This window comes from Marinobacter sp. CH_CUG1437-1, assembly GCF_037029655.1.
Lineage (GTDB): Bacteria > Pseudomonadota > Gammaproteobacteria > Pseudomonadales > Oleiphilaceae > Marinobacter > Marinobacter salsuginis.
The window spans coordinates 54,009-70,612 of record NZ_JAYMEW010000002.1 but is presented as its reverse complement, the minus strand read 5'-3'; the positions used below and the strand labels follow the sequence as shown (position 1 = coordinate 70,612).

At 56.8% G+C, this 16,604-nt stretch carries 15 protein-coding genes; 7 read left to right on the top strand and 8 right to left on the bottom strand.

Features of this window, described 5'->3' with window-relative positions; translation table 11 throughout:
- Window positions 1-21: 21 nt before the first annotated feature.
- A complete protein-coding gene (locus tag WA411_RS05710; protein ID WP_291908703.1) occupies window positions 22-2,172 on the bottom strand; it encodes a TonB-dependent receptor plug domain-containing protein in 2,151 nt (716 codons plus the stop codon).
- 131 nt (window positions 2,173-2,303) lie between these two features.
- Between WA411_RS05710 and WA411_RS05705 the strand changes: the two genes are divergently transcribed.
- Entirely contained in the window at window positions 2,304-2,948 is a 645-nt protein-coding gene (locus WA411_RS05705) for a J domain-containing protein (RefSeq protein WP_291908700.1), read from the top strand.
- Between the two features lie 14 nt (window positions 2,949-2,962).
- Here WA411_RS05705 and WA411_RS05700 read toward each other — a convergent pair whose 3' ends face one another.
- From WA411_RS05700 to WA411_RS05685, 4 genes are all read right to left on the bottom strand, one after another.
- The gene (locus WA411_RS05700; protein ID WP_291908697.1) at window positions 2,963-3,958 is read right to left on the bottom strand and encodes a bile acid:sodium symporter family protein; all 996 of its coding nucleotides are present in this window, start codon (window positions 3,956-3,958) and stop codon (window positions 2,963-2,965) included.
- Between the two features lie 3 nt (window positions 3,959-3,961).
- On the bottom strand, window positions 3,962-4,639 hold the full coding sequence (locus WA411_RS05695) for a FadR/GntR family transcriptional regulator (protein ID WP_222464436.1): 678 nt from the start codon (window positions 4,637-4,639) through the stop codon (window positions 3,962-3,964).
- An 81-nt stretch (window positions 4,640-4,720) separates the two neighbouring features.
- Window positions 4,721-6,211 (bottom strand): flavin-containing monooxygenase, encoded by a 1,491-nt coding sequence (locus tag WA411_RS05690; protein WP_291908794.1) that lies wholly within the window; start codon window positions 6,209-6,211, stop codon window positions 4,721-4,723.
- Window positions 6,212-6,301: 90 nt separating this feature from the next.
- Window positions 6,302-7,213 carry a LysR family transcriptional regulator gene (locus WA411_RS05685; protein ID WP_069185268.1) on the bottom strand — a complete coding sequence of 304 codons (912 nt, stop codon included), beginning with the start codon at window positions 7,211-7,213 and terminating at the stop codon, window positions 6,302-6,304.
- A gap of 100 nt (window positions 7,214-7,313) precedes the next feature.
- Here WA411_RS05685 and WA411_RS05680 point away from each other — a divergent pair, with 100 nt between their 5' ends.
- Both WA411_RS05680 and WA411_RS05675 read left to right on the top strand, forming a co-directional pair.
- Complete coding sequence (locus WA411_RS05680; protein WP_291908692.1) at window positions 7,314-8,933, top strand: NADH-quinone oxidoreductase subunit L; 1,620 nt, start codon at window positions 7,314-7,316, stop codon at window positions 8,931-8,933.
- A complete protein-coding gene (locus WA411_RS05675; protein WP_291908690.1) occupies window positions 8,930-11,383 on the top strand; it encodes a YbcC family protein in 2,454 nt (817 codons plus the stop codon). Before WA411_RS05680 ends, WA411_RS05675 begins: the two co-directional genes overlap by 4 nt.
- 37 nt (window positions 11,384-11,420) lie before the next feature.
- Here WA411_RS05675 and WA411_RS05670 read toward each other — a convergent pair whose 3' ends face one another.
- Window positions 11,421-11,690: a YebG family protein gene (locus tag WA411_RS05670; RefSeq protein ID WP_069185266.1), complete on the bottom strand. Its 270-nt coding sequence runs from the start codon at window positions 11,688-11,690 to the stop codon at window positions 11,421-11,423.
- A 245-nt stretch (window positions 11,691-11,935) separates the two neighbouring features.
- On the opposite strand from WA411_RS05670, the gene WA411_RS05665 reads away from it, so the two are divergent.
- On the top strand, window positions 11,936-13,456 hold the full coding sequence (locus WA411_RS05665; protein WP_291908687.1) for a CHASE domain-containing protein: 1,521 nt from the start codon (window positions 11,936-11,938) through the stop codon (window positions 13,454-13,456).
- Window position 13,457: 1 nt separating this feature from the next.
- Here the strand turns inward: WA411_RS05665 and WA411_RS05660 are convergent, their stop codons facing one another.
- Window positions 13,458-14,426 (bottom strand): beta-ketoacyl-ACP synthase III, encoded by a 969-nt coding sequence (locus WA411_RS05660; protein ID WP_069185264.1) that lies wholly within the window; start codon window positions 14,424-14,426, stop codon window positions 13,458-13,460.
- Between the two features lie 167 nt (window positions 14,427-14,593).
- Here WA411_RS05660 and WA411_RS05655 point away from each other — a divergent pair, with 167 nt between their 5' ends.
- The 3 genes from WA411_RS05655 (at window position 14,594) to WA411_RS05645 (ending at window position 15,652) form a co-directional block, all read left to right on the top strand.
- Window positions 14,594-14,845 (top strand): YdcH family protein, encoded by a 252-nt coding sequence (locus tag WA411_RS05655; RefSeq protein WP_136632255.1) that lies wholly within the window; start codon window positions 14,594-14,596, stop codon window positions 14,843-14,845.
- A 168-nt stretch (window positions 14,846-15,013) separates the two neighbouring features.
- Entirely contained in the window at window positions 15,014-15,166 is a 153-nt protein-coding gene (locus tag WA411_RS05650; RefSeq protein ID WP_167352733.1) for a hypothetical protein, read from the top strand.
- A gap of 234 nt (window positions 15,167-15,400) precedes the next feature.
- Window positions 15,401-15,652: a hypothetical protein gene (locus tag WA411_RS05645; RefSeq protein WP_209397549.1), complete on the top strand. Its 252-nt coding sequence runs from the start codon at window positions 15,401-15,403 to the stop codon at window positions 15,650-15,652.
- 3 nt (window positions 15,653-15,655) lie between these two features.
- Here WA411_RS05645 and WA411_RS05640 read toward each other — a convergent pair whose 3' ends face one another.
- Window positions 15,656-16,504, bottom strand: a complete 849-nt coding sequence (locus WA411_RS05640) for a peptidoglycan-binding domain-containing protein (RefSeq protein ID WP_291908677.1) — start codon at window positions 16,502-16,504, stop codon at window positions 15,656-15,658.
- Window positions 16,505-16,604 lie beyond the last annotated feature (100 nt).

The following is a 16,604-nucleotide window of genomic DNA, read 5'->3' as shown; positions in this document are numbered from 1 at the left end:
CTCATGCTTTCCTTGTTAAATTCAGAAACGAATACCAGCCTCAACAAAGAACTGGTTATGATCTTCAATCCGGTTATCCGGGCTGATCCATGGCTTGGCGTTCAGGTAATGCTGGATCGTCAATGCCAGCATATAGCTGTAATCTGTTTTGTCCACCCGGCGCGCCAAACGAAAATCGGCACGTTCGAACCGGGTTTCCCTGACTTCATTGGTCCAGTACATCGCCGCTGACGTCATGAAGCCCTTCGGTAGATCCTGGATCCAGGCGAAGCTGCCGGAATCGCGGGCGGACAGACGGGCCAGAAGATCGACAGCCCGTTCCTGTTTGTTCAGCGGGAGTGCGTTGGGATCACCCGTGTATCTGCCCTCCTGCTCAAGATAGGCGTAGGTGGCTCGGAGTTTGGTGCCTGAGAATTCCAGGGAGGTTTCCAGTTCGACGCCCTCCTGCTCCAGATCCACGTTGTTGGCGATATACCATGCTTCTTCGTTGATGACGCCGCTGATCATGTCGCGGAAGTCGTCATTGAAGTAGCGTACTTCCACGGAGAGCAGGGCCCTTTCCAGATGGAACTGCCCGAAGTAGCTGATTTCCCTGGAGGTGATCCATTCCTCCTCCAGCCTCTGTCCGTATGTGGATGTGGCTGGATCCAGGAGGTTTTCGACCTCGATTCGCTGGCCGTCCAATGCCTCGAAGGGTGGCTGAACATTGGTCGGCGTATAGCCCCAGTCCGGATTCTGTTCGAAGGCGTCCGGTGTGCGTACCGCCCGGGAAAACACAAACCGCAGGGCATGGTTATTGTTCAGGATGAAGTTCGCGGCGGCTCTGGGCGAGAAATAATCTTCATCGGTGGTTGTGGTCTGCTCCCAGTTGCCGCCTGCGTTGAAGGTCAGCCAGCGGAAAGGCGAGTACTCGGCGTTGGCGAATACCCTGGATTGGTAGTTATTTCCTTTCCCGTTAAAGAAGGTCTCAGAATTGAACGAGTCCTTGCGATAGCCCAGGCCGGAGACCAGCTTGAACTGATCGCTGAAAATGATGGTGTCCTGGAACTCGATTTCCTGCCGGGTTTCTTCCAGGTCTTCATTCAGGTCAGCGATGAACGGTCCCTGGTCCTCGGGGAAGGGTGGGAACCCGGTCGGCAGCAGTGCGTTTATCTCCGCTGCAGGCGCTGCAACGGTCCAGCGCTGGCGCTGCCGCTGATTCTGGTAACTGGCCTGGATATGATAGAAATGATCAGGCGAGGTCGCTCCATCGAACCGGACATGGAGGTAGTAATCGTCCATGATGATGTCCGGGTTTGTGGTAGCTCCCAGCTTGCCCGACTTCTCGAGATCTTCTTCATTCACACCGTCCAGAACGCCTGCCCGCACGTCAATGGAGTGCTGGCGGTCAATGCGAAATACGCTGTCGAAATTGAAGTTGTTGATATCGTGGCCATCGTGGAAGGGGATTTCCTGTCCGCCATCAATCTGGTTGTCAAAACCGTTGGATTTCCGCTTTTCATAGGACAGACGCCAGCTTTTATCGGCGTCGGCATCACCCACCGACGTAAACGTGCGCAGATGTCCGCGGGACCCTACCGAGGTGTAGGCTTCCACGCCGGCTGTATCCTGCGGTGAGCGGGTAATGATATTGATGCTACCGAGAAAGGCATTGATGCCATAGGCGGCGGAATTCGGTCCCCGGCTCACTTCAATGCGTTCAATGTTCTCCAGTGCCACCGGCATGCCCAGCCAGTCGACGTCGGCAAGGCTGATTCGATAGGCAGTTCGCCCGTCAATCTGAACCTGCAGCCGGCGCTGCTCGTACTGGGAGGTACCGTGGTAGGTTGCCACCGGATTGGTGCTTCCCCAGTGGCCAACCACCATGCCAGGAACCAGCCGGAGTGCCTCTACGAGATTCATGATGCCGAGGTCGCGAATCATGTCTCCGGTGATGATCGTAGTGGTTCCGGGCACTCGGAGTTTTGACTGGCGCAATCGTGTTGTCGTCAGCACTTCGGGGATTTCGCTTTGTTCGCCTTCCAGGGCAAGTAAGCCGGGTATGAAATCAGGGGTATCGGTCTGGCCGACTGCTGTGGTTGGTAGCAGAGCGGACAGGGCAAGGCTGAGGCCGAAGCAGGCTACGCGAGGGTGGCGCTTACCCATCCCTGCCGTTTTGGTCGATTGATGCATGGTTGACGTTCTATAATCTGCCGAGAAAAACGGATAAAGCGGTTTTATTATCATTGGGTCCTATCGTAAGGGACTACAGACGTTTTGTCTCTCTTAAATGTAATGTATCTCGGCCCGGGAGTGGCAGCTGTATGAATTGTTGGGAAATCCTTGGAATTGAACCCACCGACGATCGTCGGAGAATCCAGGATGCGTATGAGCAACAGCTCAAATTTGCTTCGGAAAGCGAGGCAAGAAATCTGGAGCAGGCGTTTCGGGAAGCGGTGGGTGATGCGCCAGCGCCGGCAACCCGGCCAGCCGACACTGCGCAGCCCGGCCAGCCGACTCATGAGGTAGAAGAGGCAAGTGAACGTCCCTTCGATGCCAATGATGGGCAGGTAGTTCGTGAGGTTGTTATTCAGATCAAGGCACTGCTCAATGATTCATCCAGAAGCAAGGATGCGGGTATCTGGCAAGCCATTCTTTGCGAACCGCCTGCCGATCAGCCGCAGTTGCGACGTGAAATTGGCAGGCAACTGGAGCCCCAGGTGCGACCAATGGCTGAAAACGGAACCTTTCCGGCCCCGGTTGCCCAGTTTCTGGGGGAGTGGTTTGGCTGGTTCAGCATGGAGGAGGCTCCTGAGGTAGCCGACGAGCGCAACTACCCGGAACCCGGCATGGCAGAAGAGCAGGGTGACCAGCCTCCGCAGATGGTGAATTTCTGGCCGGCGGTTATTGGCTGGATTGTCGGCCTGGTGATCCTGGCCGCGCTGTTTGGCGGAATGGGAGGCGGTTAATTCCGCCATCCCGGTTAGCTGGTCTCGCTCGCGTTTGCCCGTTCAATTTTTTCGCGGTACTTCTGGGCCAGGATGGCTCCCACAATCACCTGTATCTGGTTGTAGCACATGATCGGTAACACGATCATGCCGAAACCGGGATGGCCCGAGAACAGAACTTTGGCCATCGGCAAGCCAGACGCCAGACTCTTCTTCGAGCCGCAGAACACCACCGCAGCTTCATCTTCCAGGCTGAAGCCAAATCGCCGCACCAGGAATTTCGCGAACACCATAAACAACAGCAGCAAGCCCAGGCACAGCGCGATGGCGAACAGAATGGCCCGGAGCGGCAGGTTCTCCCAGAGCCCGCTTTCCACTGAATGCGAGAAGGCCGAGTAAACAATCAGCCAGATCACGCACTGGTCGTAGCGCGACATCAGCGTCTCGTTTCTTCCCAGGAACCCTCCGAGCCAGGGCCTGAGGGCGTGGCCCATGGCAAAGGGCAGCAGTAGTTGCAGGATAATGTCTTTGAGGGCCTCCGCAATGGAGAAATCCCCGCCACCGGATGTACTCACCAGCAGCAACAGCAGGAACGGCGTCAGCATCATGCCGAAGACATTGGAGGCGGCTGCGCTGCAGATGGCTGCGGGTACATTGCCCCTGGCCATTGCTGTGTAGGCGATGGAGGAAGAAACCGCCGACGGCAGCACGCCCAGGTAAAGGAATCCGAGCCCGAGATCCCTCGGCATCCAGGAAGGCGCAATGTCGCTGAGTCCGTTGATCGGCAGCACCGCCAGCGGAAAGAAGATGAACGTGAGCGAGGTGATCAGGATGTGCAGTCGCCAGTGAGTGGCACCGGCGATGATCTGTTCCCGGGAGAGTGCCGCGCCATGAAAGAAAAAGAGCAGGGCGACGGCAACGGTTCCGGCGGTTGCCAGGGCGTCCCCGGCCTGGCCGGTGGCCGGCAGGAACGTCGCGAGGACGATGGCACCGAGCAGCAGCAAGGTAAAGGTGTCGATGCGGAATTTCATGAATCAGGACTCCCTGCGCTTGAGCGCCTGCAGGCTTGGCTTAAGAAGTTCCCGGGCCAGAGTCTCGGCTTTGCTCTCATCCTGCCGTCTGACGGCGGCGAGCAGCAGTTCGTGGTCTTCCTGGGAGGGCTCCGGAAGATCCGTATCCGTCTCGGTCTGCTCTATGGTCTGGCTGACGGCGTGGGAGAAGTAATCGTAGAGCTCTACCAGCGCGGAATTATGGGACGCGGCGACCAGGGCGTGGTGGAAGGCTTCGTCGTGGCGGATGCGGGCCTGAAGGTTTTGTCCCGCCCTGGCGCGGGCATCCAGGGCCTTGGTCATCTGCTGCAGATCCCGGTCGGTTCGCCTCGCCGCGGCCAGTTTGGCGGCTTCCGTTTCCAGCATGATGCGTACTTCGAGCTGGTCCGCCAGCTGGGTGCGGGCAATCCTCCGTAGGGTTTCCCCGGCGTCGCGAGTGGCGCGCACGTAGGTACCATCGCCCTGGCGGGTTTCCAGCATGCCTACATGCACAAGTACGCGAACTGCCTCCCGCACGGTATTTCGGCTGACTCCGAGGGAATCAGACAGCTCCGATTCCACGGGCAGGCGATCTCCCACCGACCAATCGCCTTTCTCGATAGCGTTTCTGAGGCTCTCTATGGCGGTTTCCACCAGCGAGCCTTTGCGGATACGTTCCAGCATAGTGTTTATCATCCCTCAAACCGATAACCCAATCATCCTATGAATTAAGCCAGCCTTCAAGGGAATGTTGAAATCGGACACCTAGCCCGGGGGCTGCCCCGGGTAGAGAAATTGATAATCAGCGGTGTCCACGTGGCGGGTAGCGAATCGGTAGGTGAAGGTGAATCCCGGCCAGTTGACCGTATTTCGGCCGTTGGCGTCGAGATACCAGGACGTGCAGCCGGAGCTCCAGACCGTATCTTCCAGGCCTTGCTGAACCACCTGGGTGAAGCGGTCCTGACGGTCCTGGCGCACATCCATGGCGGATTGGGGGTATTTTTCCAGTGCTTCGAGACATTCCAGGACGTATCGGAACTGGGATTCCAGCATGTAAAGGATCGAGTTGTGGGCCAGATTGGTGTTGGGGCCATACAGCATGAACATGTTGGGGAAGCCGCTTACGGTAATGCCTTTGAAGGCGGCGGCGCCATTCTTCCAGGCGTCGTTCAGGGTTTTTCCGTCACGGCCGGTTATCCGAATGGGCGAAAGAAACTCCGAGGCCCGGAAACCGGTACCACAGATAATGGCATCTGCAGGATGGTGGTGACCGTCCCGGGTGATCACGCCGGTTTCATCAATACGCTCGATGGGGTCTGTAATCAGGTTCACGTTGGGCCGGTTGATGGCCGGATACCAGTCGTTGGAAATCAGAATGCGTTTACAGCCGATCTTGTAGTCGGGAATGATCTTTTTCAGTTTGGCGGGGTCCGATACCCGCTTTCTCGCCTCACGTTTGGCCTGGTTGGCGTAATACTCCAGCAGGCCACTGAATTTGGTGAACGCCAGGGCCCGGCTCTCGTTTTTCCAGTAAATCAGGTAACGATAAAAGCGGTCCCAGAGAGGCAGTTTCTGGAACAGCGTCTGCTCCCAGTGCTTGAATGGCCGATCCGGTTTGGGCAGCACCCAGGCTGCGGAGCGCTGAAACAGGTCCAGCTGTTCAACCTTATGTGCAATCTCCGGGACAAACTGTATGGCGCTGGCGCCGGTACCAATAACGGCCACCCGTTTACCGGTCAGGTCGTAGTCATGATCCCACCGGGCCGAGTGGAACATCTTGCCCTGGAAGCGATCCAGGCCGTCGAGTTTTGGCCAGGCAGGTTGGTTCAACTGGCCCGTGGCGGTAATGAGTACGTCCGCGGTGAGTTGCTCACCGTTAGCCAATGTGACTGTCCACTGGTTCGAGTGATCGTCGAAGGTGGCTTCCTGTACTTCGGCCTGGAAACGGATGTGATCGCCAAGCCGGTATTTCTCGACGCAGTGCTGCATGTAGCCGAGTATTTCCCGCTGCAACCCGAATTTTCGCGACCAGTCGCGCTTCGGTTCGAAGGAGTAGGAGTAGAAGTGTGACTGTACATCGCAGGCAGCGCCGGGGTAGGTGTTATCGCGCCAGGTACCGCCAACATGGTCGGCTTTTTCCAGCAGAGTCAGGTTGGTGAAGCCTGCCAGTTTCAGTTTGATGGCCATTCCCAGGCCACCGAAACCGGTGCCGATAATCAGAATGGACGGGTGTTCACGGCGACTGCCTTGGATCATATTCAGGTGTCCGACATTATTATTGTGGTCTTTCGAAGTCAGTATACGCATGTAACCACCCGGTAGGGATGACATTTCTCGCCACACGGGCTAGTCAGAATGACCAATCGGCGTGCGGCTCAGGAAACTGTCCTCGGTTTGAGACAGCAGTTCCCGAAGCGCCGGCGTCTCGAACTGGCGTCGGATACTGATGGCGTAGAATTCCTCGAAAACGCCGGGCAGAGCGCCATAATCCGCCAGAGCACCGCTTCTCATTTCGTCCCGCACGACCACCGGCGGCATGATGGCAAAGTGGCCGGTGTCCCGGGTCAGCAGTCGCATCAAGGCCATATCGTCCACTTCCGCGGCGATGCTCGGCCGCAGCCGGTGGTATTCGCACAGCTGATCAAAGGCCTGGCGTATGTTGTTGTCGGGCCCGGGAACGATCAGGCTCCTGCCGCGCAGCACGTCGACAAAATCGCCTTGAACATCCACCCCCCGGGGGCCGATGATGCTGACCGGTTGTTTTGCAATCAAACGCGACCGCCACGGATTCTGCTCGTCGCCGTGTACCGACTGGTTGGCAAGGATCAAATCCAGCCGGTGGGCCGAAAGCCGCCGGAGCAATTCATCGATGTGACTGCTTTGCAAGCTGAGTTCCAGGTCCTCCCGGTTCAGGAGGGGTTGGAGAAACCCCTCCTGGAAGTTCCGGGAAAGGGTAGCGACCGCCCCGATCCTCAGGATCTCCCGATTGGGCTGGGCGCCAGAGGCAAACAACGCTGTCAGTTCCTCACCCTGCCGGAATATCTCTTCTGCGTATGAAAAGGCCATGCGGCCCGCTTCAGACAGCTTGAGGCGCCGCCCCTCACGGATAAAAAGGTCATGCCCCAGGCTCTCCTCCAGCTTCCGGATCTGTCCGGACAGCGCGGACTGGGAAATATGCAGCGAGTCGGCGGCCCGGGTCAGATGGCCGGTTCGGGCAACCTTCCAGAAATAGTAGAGATGGTGGTAGTTGAGCTTCATGGCTTTTCGTTCTCAAAAAAAGAATGAAGTGATCAGTATAAACCATTTTTTATATGTGATTGGTCAAGGCAAAGTACTGGCAAACAGGAGGTTTGCTGATATGCACCCAATCGCTGAATCGTCATCGCTATTGATCCTCGCAATCTGGCTGCTGCTTCCGGTGAGTCTTTTCGTACTGGCAGGGTTGAGTGGCTGGCTGAAAAGCCCGCTGAAGCTGAACCACTGCTGGAGAGTAGCCGGATGGCTACTGGTGTCCTCTATGGCTGCGTCTCTGACGGTGGGCGTGTTGCTTTTGTTGCAGGCCAGCGTTGGAGGAAACAGTAATACCTTGGCGAACCTGGGGAGTCGATACGGTCTCTACCCGGACGGTATTGCAGTCTGGATGGCGCTCATGGTGGCCTTTATCGGTTGGGTGATACTGCGGTTCGCGAACAACTACCTCAGCCAGGATCCCGGCCGCGACCGGTTTTTCCCCTGGTTTCTGGTCACCGTTGCCTCTGTCCTGATCCTGGTATTCACCAACCACCTGTTGATTCTTGCGGGCGCCTGGATTGGTGTCAGTCTGGCCTTGCATCATTTGCTGACCCTCTACCAGGACCGCCCCCAGGCCCGTATGGCGGCAGTGCAGAAGTTTATTGTCAGTCGGGTAGGCGATGCACTGGTCATCTCCGGTGTGGTGGCCCTGTATCTTCACTACGGCACCTTTTACCTGCCGGAAATGGTTCAGGCTGAGGCCGCCCGTGAAGGCGGATCCACTGCCCTGACTGTGGCATCGGTTGTTCTGGCCCTGGCGGCAGTACTCAAGTGCGCCCAGATTCCTTTTCACGGTTGGCTTATCCGCGTAATGGAAGCGCCGACGCCGGTATCGGCGTTGCTTCACGCCGGTGTAATCAACCTTGGGGGGTTCCTCTGGCTGCGCCTGTTCCCCGTGTTTGACGGCTTTACGGCCGGCCATATGGTGTTGCTGGTCTTCGGTGGTATGACAGCGATCGTTGCGATCCTGACCATGATGACGCAGTACTCCGTCAAGCATGCCCTGGCGTGGTCCACCTGCGCGCAGATGGGGTTCATGCTGTTTGAGATCGGTATGGGCGCTTACACCCTGGCTCTGCTGCATCTGCTGGCTCACTCGCTGTACAAGGCACACTCTTTCCTGGCTTCCGGTCGCACCGTGGCAGTATCTGCGGCAAATCCATTTCCGGAATCGTCGCCGGCCAGTCGGCTGTTTTGGGCCGGTTCTACCGGCCTGTTGGCCGCCGCTATCCTCGTTCTGGCTCCGTGGATCGTGGAGAACAACCCGGTATTCGGAGCCTTGCTGGTGTTGGCGGTCTCCGCGGCTGCCATGGGTATTCCGGCCGGAGCGACCTCTGCGGTGAAGCTGAGGCTTGCAGGCCTGGCGGTGCTGCTGGTTCCCCTGTACTCGCTGCTGCACTTCCTGGTTGGCCCGGCAGTGCCTGTGCACGAGGGTTTCGTTATCCCCATTGCAGCCTGGTCGGTTGCGTCCGCAATGATCGCGGTGTTGGCTGTCTTTTCTTTGATGATCGTATTCGGGGCCCGTTTCCGGATAACCCGAACGCTGTGTGTCCATTTCCGTCAGGGGCTTTATCTCGAGTTGCCGTTTGACCGGCTGACGCATTACCTGGCAGCGGAAGCCCTCAAGGTGCCGGCCATGTTTCACCGTGTTCCTCACCATCCGTTCAGACTGGAGGATAGATCATGAGTGGCGTCAGCGAGTCGGTCCCGGAGCTGCGTTCAATGACGGATGACTGGCACAAGCCTTTCCGGCAGGCCTGCGAGCTTATCGCTCCAGTCTGGCCCCTGGACCAGTGGATTGCGGTGAATCCGTTCTGGGGGCTGCGGCACCTGCCGGCTTCGCGGGCTGACCAGGTGCTCGGCGAGCGCGGCGGATTCAGCATGCTTATGCCAACAGAGTTCTATCGGGAGGCCTGGCAAGGTGGTCGGATCCGCCAGGAGGATTTGCAGGCAAGCATCGCCGAACGGGGCGATGTGCAGAACACAGCCTGGTATCTGGATTGGCTTGGTCGGGCACCTTCCACAAGAGCACCCCTGAAAAGCTCCATACTCGATACCTACAGGTTGGCAAGCGGCGACGATCAGGGTGGTCTGGCCGACACGGCCTGTGATCAGGTGTCGCGTGTGTGTGGCGCCTTCTTCGATCAGCGGCAGGGCCGCTGGTCAGCTGTTGACGATAGCCCCGAAACGGGTCTTTTCCAGTTCTGGCTGGAGTCTGTTCGCAGCGACCTTTCTCTCGATTTCAGTACCGGCCTCAAAGGCGCAAGGGCCTTCTTCAAAAGCGTGCCAGACAAGATGGACGAAGCCATTCCTGATGCCCTGAATCGGATCGGTGTCTTCGGGGAAGAGCTTGAGGCCCTGTGCCACAGCCTGTTGCTGAAGGTGAACGGCTGGGCGTCCTGGTGCCGGGGTGAGGATTGGCGGGCCGGCCTTGAGGGCCGCTCATCGGATCGGTGCGCGGAGATACTGGCCATCATGCTGGTATGGGAATCCGCCGGTGTTGCCTTTGCAACAACGGCCCAGAAAGCCGAGTGGCAGAGGCAAAGAGCACGGGCGCGTCGCAACGGAGACCACGACATTCGCACGAGGCTCTGGGGCTGGCAACGTGCCTTTGAAATCGGCTATCAACGCACTCTCTGGAGTAGGCTCGCGGCTGGTCCCGACAAGCAACAAGCATCCGATCATGAAAGCCAAAGACCGGACGCCCAGGCCGTCTTTTGTATTGACGTTCGCTCTGAAGTCATTCGCCGCCACCTGGAGGAGGTTTACCCCGGGGTTCAGACCCTAGGCTTTGCCGGGTTCTTCGGGATGCCAATTGACCACCAGCAGCACGGACCGTTCGCGCCGGCTCGCCGTTTGCCGGGTCTGTTGCCCGCCTCGTACCGGTTGATCGATACCAGGGGCAGCTTGCGCGAGGATTTGGCAGAGAACCGCTCCCTGGATCAGAGAGAAATTGCCCGGGAATCGGTGAGGAAGGCGAAATACACCAGCCTGTCGACCTTCACGCTGGTCGAAACGACCGGTCTGGCCTGGGCCTGGAAGCTGCTGAAGGACTCGTTGAAAAAAGGCCATAAAGCGAAAGATGAAAAAACCGTCGAGGGCCGGTTGGTGCACAGTCTTGGCGGGGACCCGCTGTCGGATCCCCAAAAGGTTGCGCTGGTCGCAAATATGCTCCGTGGCATGTCTCTGACCAAGGGGTTTGCACCCTTGCTGGCGCTGGTTGGCCACGGAAGTCATACCGACAACAACCCGAACCGGGCCGGGCTGGAGTGTGGCGCCTGCGGTGGACAGAGTGGCGGCGTCAACGCGCGGCTGGCGGCGCGCCTGTTGAACGACCCACAGGTTCGGGCAGGCTTGGCGGACGAGGGCATCAGGATCCCGGACTTTACGTGGGTGGTGGCTGCCGAGCATTGCACGGCGACGGATAAAGTAACGATTGCCGATCGCCACCTGGTTCCGGATTCCCATGTACAGAGGCTGGCGGACCTTGAAGCCGGGTTTGCAGAGGCTGGCGTTCGCGTGCGGAAGGAGCGGGCCACACCATTGAAAATGAATGGTCTGGACGATGCGAACCTCAAGCAGGCGATGGAAACCCGAACCCGGGATTGGTCTGAGGTGCGCCCGGAGTGGGGCCTGGCCAATAACGCGGCCATCATTTTTGCCAAACGAAACAAAACCCGGGGGTGCGACCTGTCGGGGCGGGTATTCCTGCATGACTACGACCCGGCTCAAGACGCTGATGGTTCTCTCCTTGAATCTCTACTGGCGGCACCCATGGTGGTCGCCAACTGGATCAACCTCCAGTATTTCGCGTCCGTTACCGTTCCCGAGGTTTACGGTGCCGGTAATAAGCTGCTGCATTCGGTGGTTGGGGGTAACGTGGGTGTGGTCGAAGGCAACGGCGCGCATTTGAGAATCGGTCTGCCGTTACAGTCTGTGCATGACGGCACCTATTGGCGTCATGAACCGGTCCGTCTGACGGTTCTTATTGATGCACCAGAGGATCGAATCGAATCGGTATTGCATCGCCAGCGGGATGTAGCCGCGCTGGTGGATAACCAGTGGGTCAGTCTGCACCGAATGGCTGACCAGGGAATCGAGCGCTATGACAATGGCAGATGGATAGAAGTTGGGTGAAAATAGGGCGGCAACTGCCTGCCGCCCATGACGTTTTTTACTGATCCGCGTTCAGAAGCTCTGGCTTTTTGAGGGCCTTCTGGAACAGTTCTTTATCCTCGGCGATGGCCATGGCGCAGCGTTCGGCCAGATCGTCACCCAGCCCCTCGACCTTGCGGCCCAGGAATACCTGAATTTCTTCGGCCAACTCGAGCACTTTGTCTCGTGCGTCGGCTTCGGCTTTTGAAGTGAACAGCATCGTCTCAGGATTTTTCAGTGCCATATCCAGGCCGTCCCTATCAGAAAAGTAGACTGCTTGTACTGCCATGGTTTTTCCTCGCAGTGGGATTGCTCATTACTGTATAAAAATACAGTTTAACCGAATGGCCTTTCGGGTGCCAATCTCATTCAGGAACGCTTCACTGCTTATTTACATTCCCTCACATCCCGGGAATGCCGGGATACGTAAAAGCTATCTGAGCAAGTGTTTTTGCAGGCTTTTGGTGCCAATTCCAGCGACTCGAGAGGATGTTCAGATTGTCCGCAGCAGGTTACCCGAAAAGACGAATATTTGTGCCAGCCGCAGTCGCTTTTACCGTAGGCGTGGTCATCAGTCTTGCCCTTGGAAGACTGTTCTATATCGAGGAATCGAAAGCCGTTGAGCTCGAGTTCAAGGCGGACATAGATCAACTTTCCGATAGCATTGAACGCGAGGTTTTGTTGAACCTCGAGATTCTCTATGCGCTGAAGTCAGCCGTGGGAATCATGCCTGAAATGACCCGGGCCCGTTTCGAGACACTTACGAGGAACGTCCTCGATCGATCCCCGGCCATCCAGGCGTTTGCCTGGGCGCCTGTGCTGGAGCAGGACCAACTCAGCGAATTCACTCGCAAGCAAAGCGAGGTTTTTGAGGACTTCACTGTTCGCGAGGCAGGTTCGGACGGGCTGGTTCCAGTGAATTCGAGAGCGCAGTACGTGCCCGTTCAGTTCATTGAGCCGCTTTTTGATAACCGGGCGGCGCTTGGATTTGATCTTGCCAGTGAAGGCTCCCGCTTCGAGGCGCTTGACCGGGCAAAGGCGACCGGTGAAATGGTGGCGACGGCAGGAATCCGTCTGGTTCAGGAACCGGAGAATCAAAAAGGGTTTCTGGTGTTTGCGCCTCTGTATAGGGTCGAGCCGGGCGCCATGGCTGGGCAAGGTGACTCCGAAGCTTATCATTCCGGCTTTATCAACGGTGTTTTCCGGGTTGGAGAGCTGGTTGGGCAAGCGGTCGGAAGTGAGCTTGGAAGCGATCTTCTGTTGGAAGTGATTGATCGAACGGGGGGTGATGAGACGCTGCTTTTCAGATCCGGGGATCCGGCGGCCGAATCATGGCAGTACGATAATCGGTACCGGGCGGGAGAATTCGAGATTGCGGGTCGTCAGTGGACCGTCGAAGCGGTTCCGTCTGCCCGCTTGATTCGCGAAAAACGCGGCCTGCTGCCAGTGTTTGTGGCCTCTTCCGGCATTGTTCTTGTGTGCGTTGTTGTCGGGTATTTCCTGGCAGGTGCCAGGCGCAACCTGGCGTTGACGGATGCAAAGGCCCAGTTGGAGCAGATTTCACTTACGGATGCCCTGACAGGGCTCGCTAATCGGCGACATTTCGATACCGTGCTTGAGCGAGAGGTCAGGCGGGCGGGGCGAGACGGTACCCGGTTGTCTTTGATCATGATCGATATCGATTTTTTCAAAGAATACAACGATGAATATGGTCACCCGGCAGGCGATGCTTGTCTGAAAGAGGTCGCGAGCATTCTGAGAGATATGGCAAAGAGGCCCGGGGACCTGGTCGCACGGTATGGCGGTGAGGAATTCGCAATCATCTTGCCGGACACTGCCGATCCCGGGGTGATTGCGGAGTCCTGTCGGAAAGGGGTTCTTGAACGGGCAATGCCCCACGAGCTGTCTTCAGTTGCAGAGTACGTAACCATCAGCCTTGGCCTAACCACAACGGGCGTGGCAACGGAGGTCACGCCCGAGGGGCTGGTCGATAGAGCCGATTCAGCCCTTTATGAAGCCAAGGAATCGGGGCGCAACCGGGTGTGCGTAGGCTGACTCAGTATCTCAGCAACGCTGAGCCCCAGGTGAAGCCGCCGCCGAACGCTTCCAGCAGCAGTACTTCATTGCGCTTGATGCGACCGTCTCTTACCGCTACATCAAGGGCCAGGGGAATGGATGCAGCTGAGGTGTTGCCGTGCTCATTGACGGTAACGACCACCTGGTCCATAGACATGTTCAGTTTCCTTGCCGTCGCCGAGATAATGCGGAGATTGGCCTGGTGGGGGACCAGCCAGTCGATTTCCGATTTCTGCATCTGGTTGGCGGCCAGGGTTTCGTCAACGATCTTCCCGAGCGTGTTGACCGCCACCTTGAACACTTCGTTGCCTTTCATCTCAACGAATGCGCGTCCGGCTTTTACCTGATCGTAGTTGTCCGAAATACCACAGGGTACGTGCAGCAGATCTTCATACTGACCATCCGCGTGGATGTGGGTAGACAGGATGCCGGTTTCCTCATCGGCCTCCAGGATCACGGCACCGGCGCCATCACCGAACAAAACACAGGTTCCCCGGTCGTCCCAGTCAATGATGCGGGAAAACACCTCAGCGCCGATAACCAGCGCTTTTTTGCTGCTTCCGGTCTTGATGAATTTGTCGGCGGTTGCGAGGGCGTAGACAAACCCGCTACATACGGCCTGAATGTCGAAGGCAGGGCAGCCATGGATTCCCAGGCGGGCCTGCAGGATGCAGGCGGAGCTCGGAAAGATCTTGTCTGGCGTGGAGGTGGCAAACACGATCAGGTCAATGTCTTCAGCCTTGATGCCTGCCGCGTCGATGGCATTCTTGGCAGCCTGCTCCGCCAGGTCCACCGTAGTCTGGCCTTCGATGGCGATGTGCCGCCTTTCAATGCCCGTGCGCTCGCGAATCCACTGGTCGGTGGTGTCGACCATTTTCTCGAGGTCTTTATTGGTAACAATGTTGTCAGGCAGGTAAGAACCGGTGCCGGTAATTCGTGCAAAGGTCATTCGCAAGTGTCCCGAGGCGTAACTGGATAACGTTCTGCCATGCTATACCCATGGAACGTCGTGCGTAATTAGCGATTTGTCAAAGACGCCCAGAAACTGGCACGCTCGTCTATGCTGAAGGTGATCAGCTTTGATCAACACTCTGCAAACAAAAGGAGCGTATAACGATGGGCATTTCCAGCCACGAGCTTCACGTAGAATTCCCCCAGTACAAAGACCTTATCCAGGAACTCAAGAGCAATGATCTGAAGTTCAATGAAAAGCTTCAGGAGTACACGCATCTTGATCACGAAATTGAAGGGCTGGAAAAGAGGGACTCTCCCATTGGCGACGACAAATTGCACCGCATGAAGCAGAAGCGGGCACAGCTCAAGGACGACCTTTACCAGGTGCTGATTTCAAACGCCAAGGCGTCATGAAACTGCAATTAAAATGACACCATTCTGAAACGCTAAAATGCTGGGAGCCCCTGTTTATAGGGGTTTCCAAGTATTCAGAAAACTCCTTGTCAAGCCTAGAATAGGATCCTAATTAAACAAGGTCCCGGTTTTACCGACCGAATTCTGGGTTGACTAAGGAGTAATGAAATGAAAAGAGCTGCTTCTCTTTACAAAGGCTGGCGGATGAAGCGCAACTTTGTCCATTTGGTAATGACAATGGATCGCCGTTTGCTGAACGATGTGGGATTTTCCCCGGAGCTCGTTGAACAGAAATTGAGCACCCCGTTCTGGAAATTCTGATCGGTAGACGCGATCGAATGTGGCTAAGGTAACCTTCTGAGTTGGTTGAAAAATAACCGGTTCGGAAGGTTACATGTTGTCACAATAATGAAATATGCCCTTGTTCTTAAAGTATTTTTATCTCGAAAAAGTCTAAGAAAATTGATCTGAATCTGTATTCTCTATTAGCGGATCAGCTTATAGTTACGCTACCTCCAGAACCAGACCGGTTCACCCCGAAAGGAGAGCTTGACGATGATCCAGGAATTCCTTCAAAGCACCTTACCTCTAGACTCTTCCGTAAGCCTCAGACGTTCTGACACAGATCCCGACAAAGTAATGGCCAGAGCCCACAGTGAAGCCTTTGAAATCGTTTCAGATGACGGTGAAACCGTCGGCTTTGTGAAAGCCTGGGAAGATGACCCCAGCTTTCGTGGTTATGTCCATTTCGACTCTGAAGGCAACGTGATCGACTGGAAAGTCTTCAAAGACCGGTTGCAGAGCTGACGCTCATACCAGCCAACCGAAAAAGAAATCGAACAACTTGCTGAAAAAGCCGCCCCCGGTGCTATGAGGTTTCTCGGCAGCCGTGGGTGTTGATGCAGTGGTCTCTTCCTCGATTGGCTGGGCTTTCCTGGTATCGGTTGCTTCCCGCTCGGCGTATCCCGCGCCGGTCGGTTCCGTAGGGAGCTGGGCCAGCACCGGGTCTGGTTCTTCGTTGACTTCCGGTGTTGTTACTTCGGCGACCACAGGTTCCGGCGTGGGATCTGGCGTTGGGGCTTGGGGTTCTGAGGGCGCCTTTTCCTCAATCGTAACTTCAGGTTGTTTTAAAGTATCCCCAGTAGCTACTTGTTTGTCCGGCGTTTTAATGTCAGGTAAGGGTGTCTGGGCAACCTGCTCGGAAGGAGTTCGGGTGGGCGTCGCGACAGGTTGGGGCGCAGGCTCTGGCTCTGGCTTCGGTTCAGCTCTGGCAACGGCAGGAGAATCGGGTGCCGGCTCGGGCAGGGACAAACCAAGCTTTGCCATTGATGCCTTTCGACTGCCGACCGAATTTGCAGCGATGGTTGCGCTTGAGGTTTTGGTCACGCCGAGTGCTTCCAGTGTTGCTGCATCCAGGTTGCCGTTGGTTTGCAGCCCATTCTTACCTTGATAGGCGCGTATGGCCGTTCGGAGTTGTTCATCGATCCAACCATCCGCGCGTCCGATATCATGGCCGGCCCCGTAAAGCGCATTCTCTGCGGCGAAGATGACTTTCTCTGGCTCGGCGGCTTGAGCAGTGCCAAGGCCGGCAGCCGCTGTCAGCATGGCGATGACAGGGCTGCGTACGCCGGGCTTCCGGGATGATTGAGAGCGCGTCATGGCAGGATACCTCCGGGCAGTCCGTTTCCGGTTACATTCTGTAACTTGAAGCCCCAAGGTATCAGGTAATTATGGACGCTCTCGTGAAGTGGTTAACATC

Excerpts from the sequence above, each read along its gene's own strand:
- WA411_RS05680 (WP_291908692.1), top strand. The coding sequence starts at position 7,314 with ATGCACCCAATCGCTGAATCGTCATCGCTATTGATCCTCGCAATCTGG.
- WA411_RS05655 (WP_136632255.1), top strand. The coding sequence starts at position 14,594 with ATGGGCATTTCCAGCCACGAGCTTCACGTAGAATTCCCCCAGTACAAA.
- WA411_RS05650 (WP_167352733.1), top strand. The coding sequence starts at position 15,014 with ATGAAAAGAGCTGCTTCTCTTTACAAAGGCTGGCGGATGAAGCGCAAC.
- WA411_RS05640 (WP_291908677.1), bottom strand. The coding sequence starts at position 16,504 with ATGACGCGCTCTCAATCATCCCGGAAGCCCGGCGTACGCAGCCCTGTC.
- WA411_RS05700 (WP_291908697.1), bottom strand. The coding sequence starts at position 3,958 with ATGAAATTCCGCATCGACACCTTTACCTTGCTGCTGCTCGGTGCCATC.
- WA411_RS05660 (WP_069185264.1), bottom strand. The coding sequence starts at position 14,426 with ATGACCTTTGCACGAATTACCGGCACCGGTTCTTACCTGCCTGACAAC.
- WA411_RS05705 (WP_291908700.1), top strand. The coding sequence starts at position 2,304 with ATGAATTGTTGGGAAATCCTTGGAATTGAACCCACCGACGATCGTCGG.
- WA411_RS05645 (WP_209397549.1), top strand. The coding sequence starts at position 15,401 with ATGATCCAGGAATTCCTTCAAAGCACCTTACCTCTAGACTCTTCCGTA.
- WA411_RS05675 (WP_291908690.1), top strand. The coding sequence starts at position 8,930 with ATGAGTGGCGTCAGCGAGTCGGTCCCGGAGCTGCGTTCAATGACGGAT.
- WA411_RS05690 (WP_291908794.1), bottom strand. The coding sequence starts at position 6,211 with ATGATCCAAGGCAGTCGCCGTGAACACCCGTCCATTCTGATTATCGGC.
- WA411_RS05670 (WP_069185266.1), bottom strand. The coding sequence starts at position 11,690 with ATGGCAGTACAAGCAGTCTACTTTTCTGATAGGGACGGCCTGGATATG.
- WA411_RS05685 (WP_069185268.1), bottom strand. The coding sequence starts at position 7,213 with ATGAAGCTCAACTACCACCATCTCTACTATTTCTGGAAGGTTGCCCGA.
- WA411_RS05710 (WP_291908703.1), bottom strand. The coding sequence starts at position 2,172 with ATGCATCAATCGACCAAAACGGCAGGGATGGGTAAGCGCCACCCTCGC.
- WA411_RS05695 (WP_222464436.1), bottom strand. The coding sequence starts at position 4,639 with ATGCTGGAACGTATCCGCAAAGGCTCGCTGGTGGAAACCGCCATAGAG.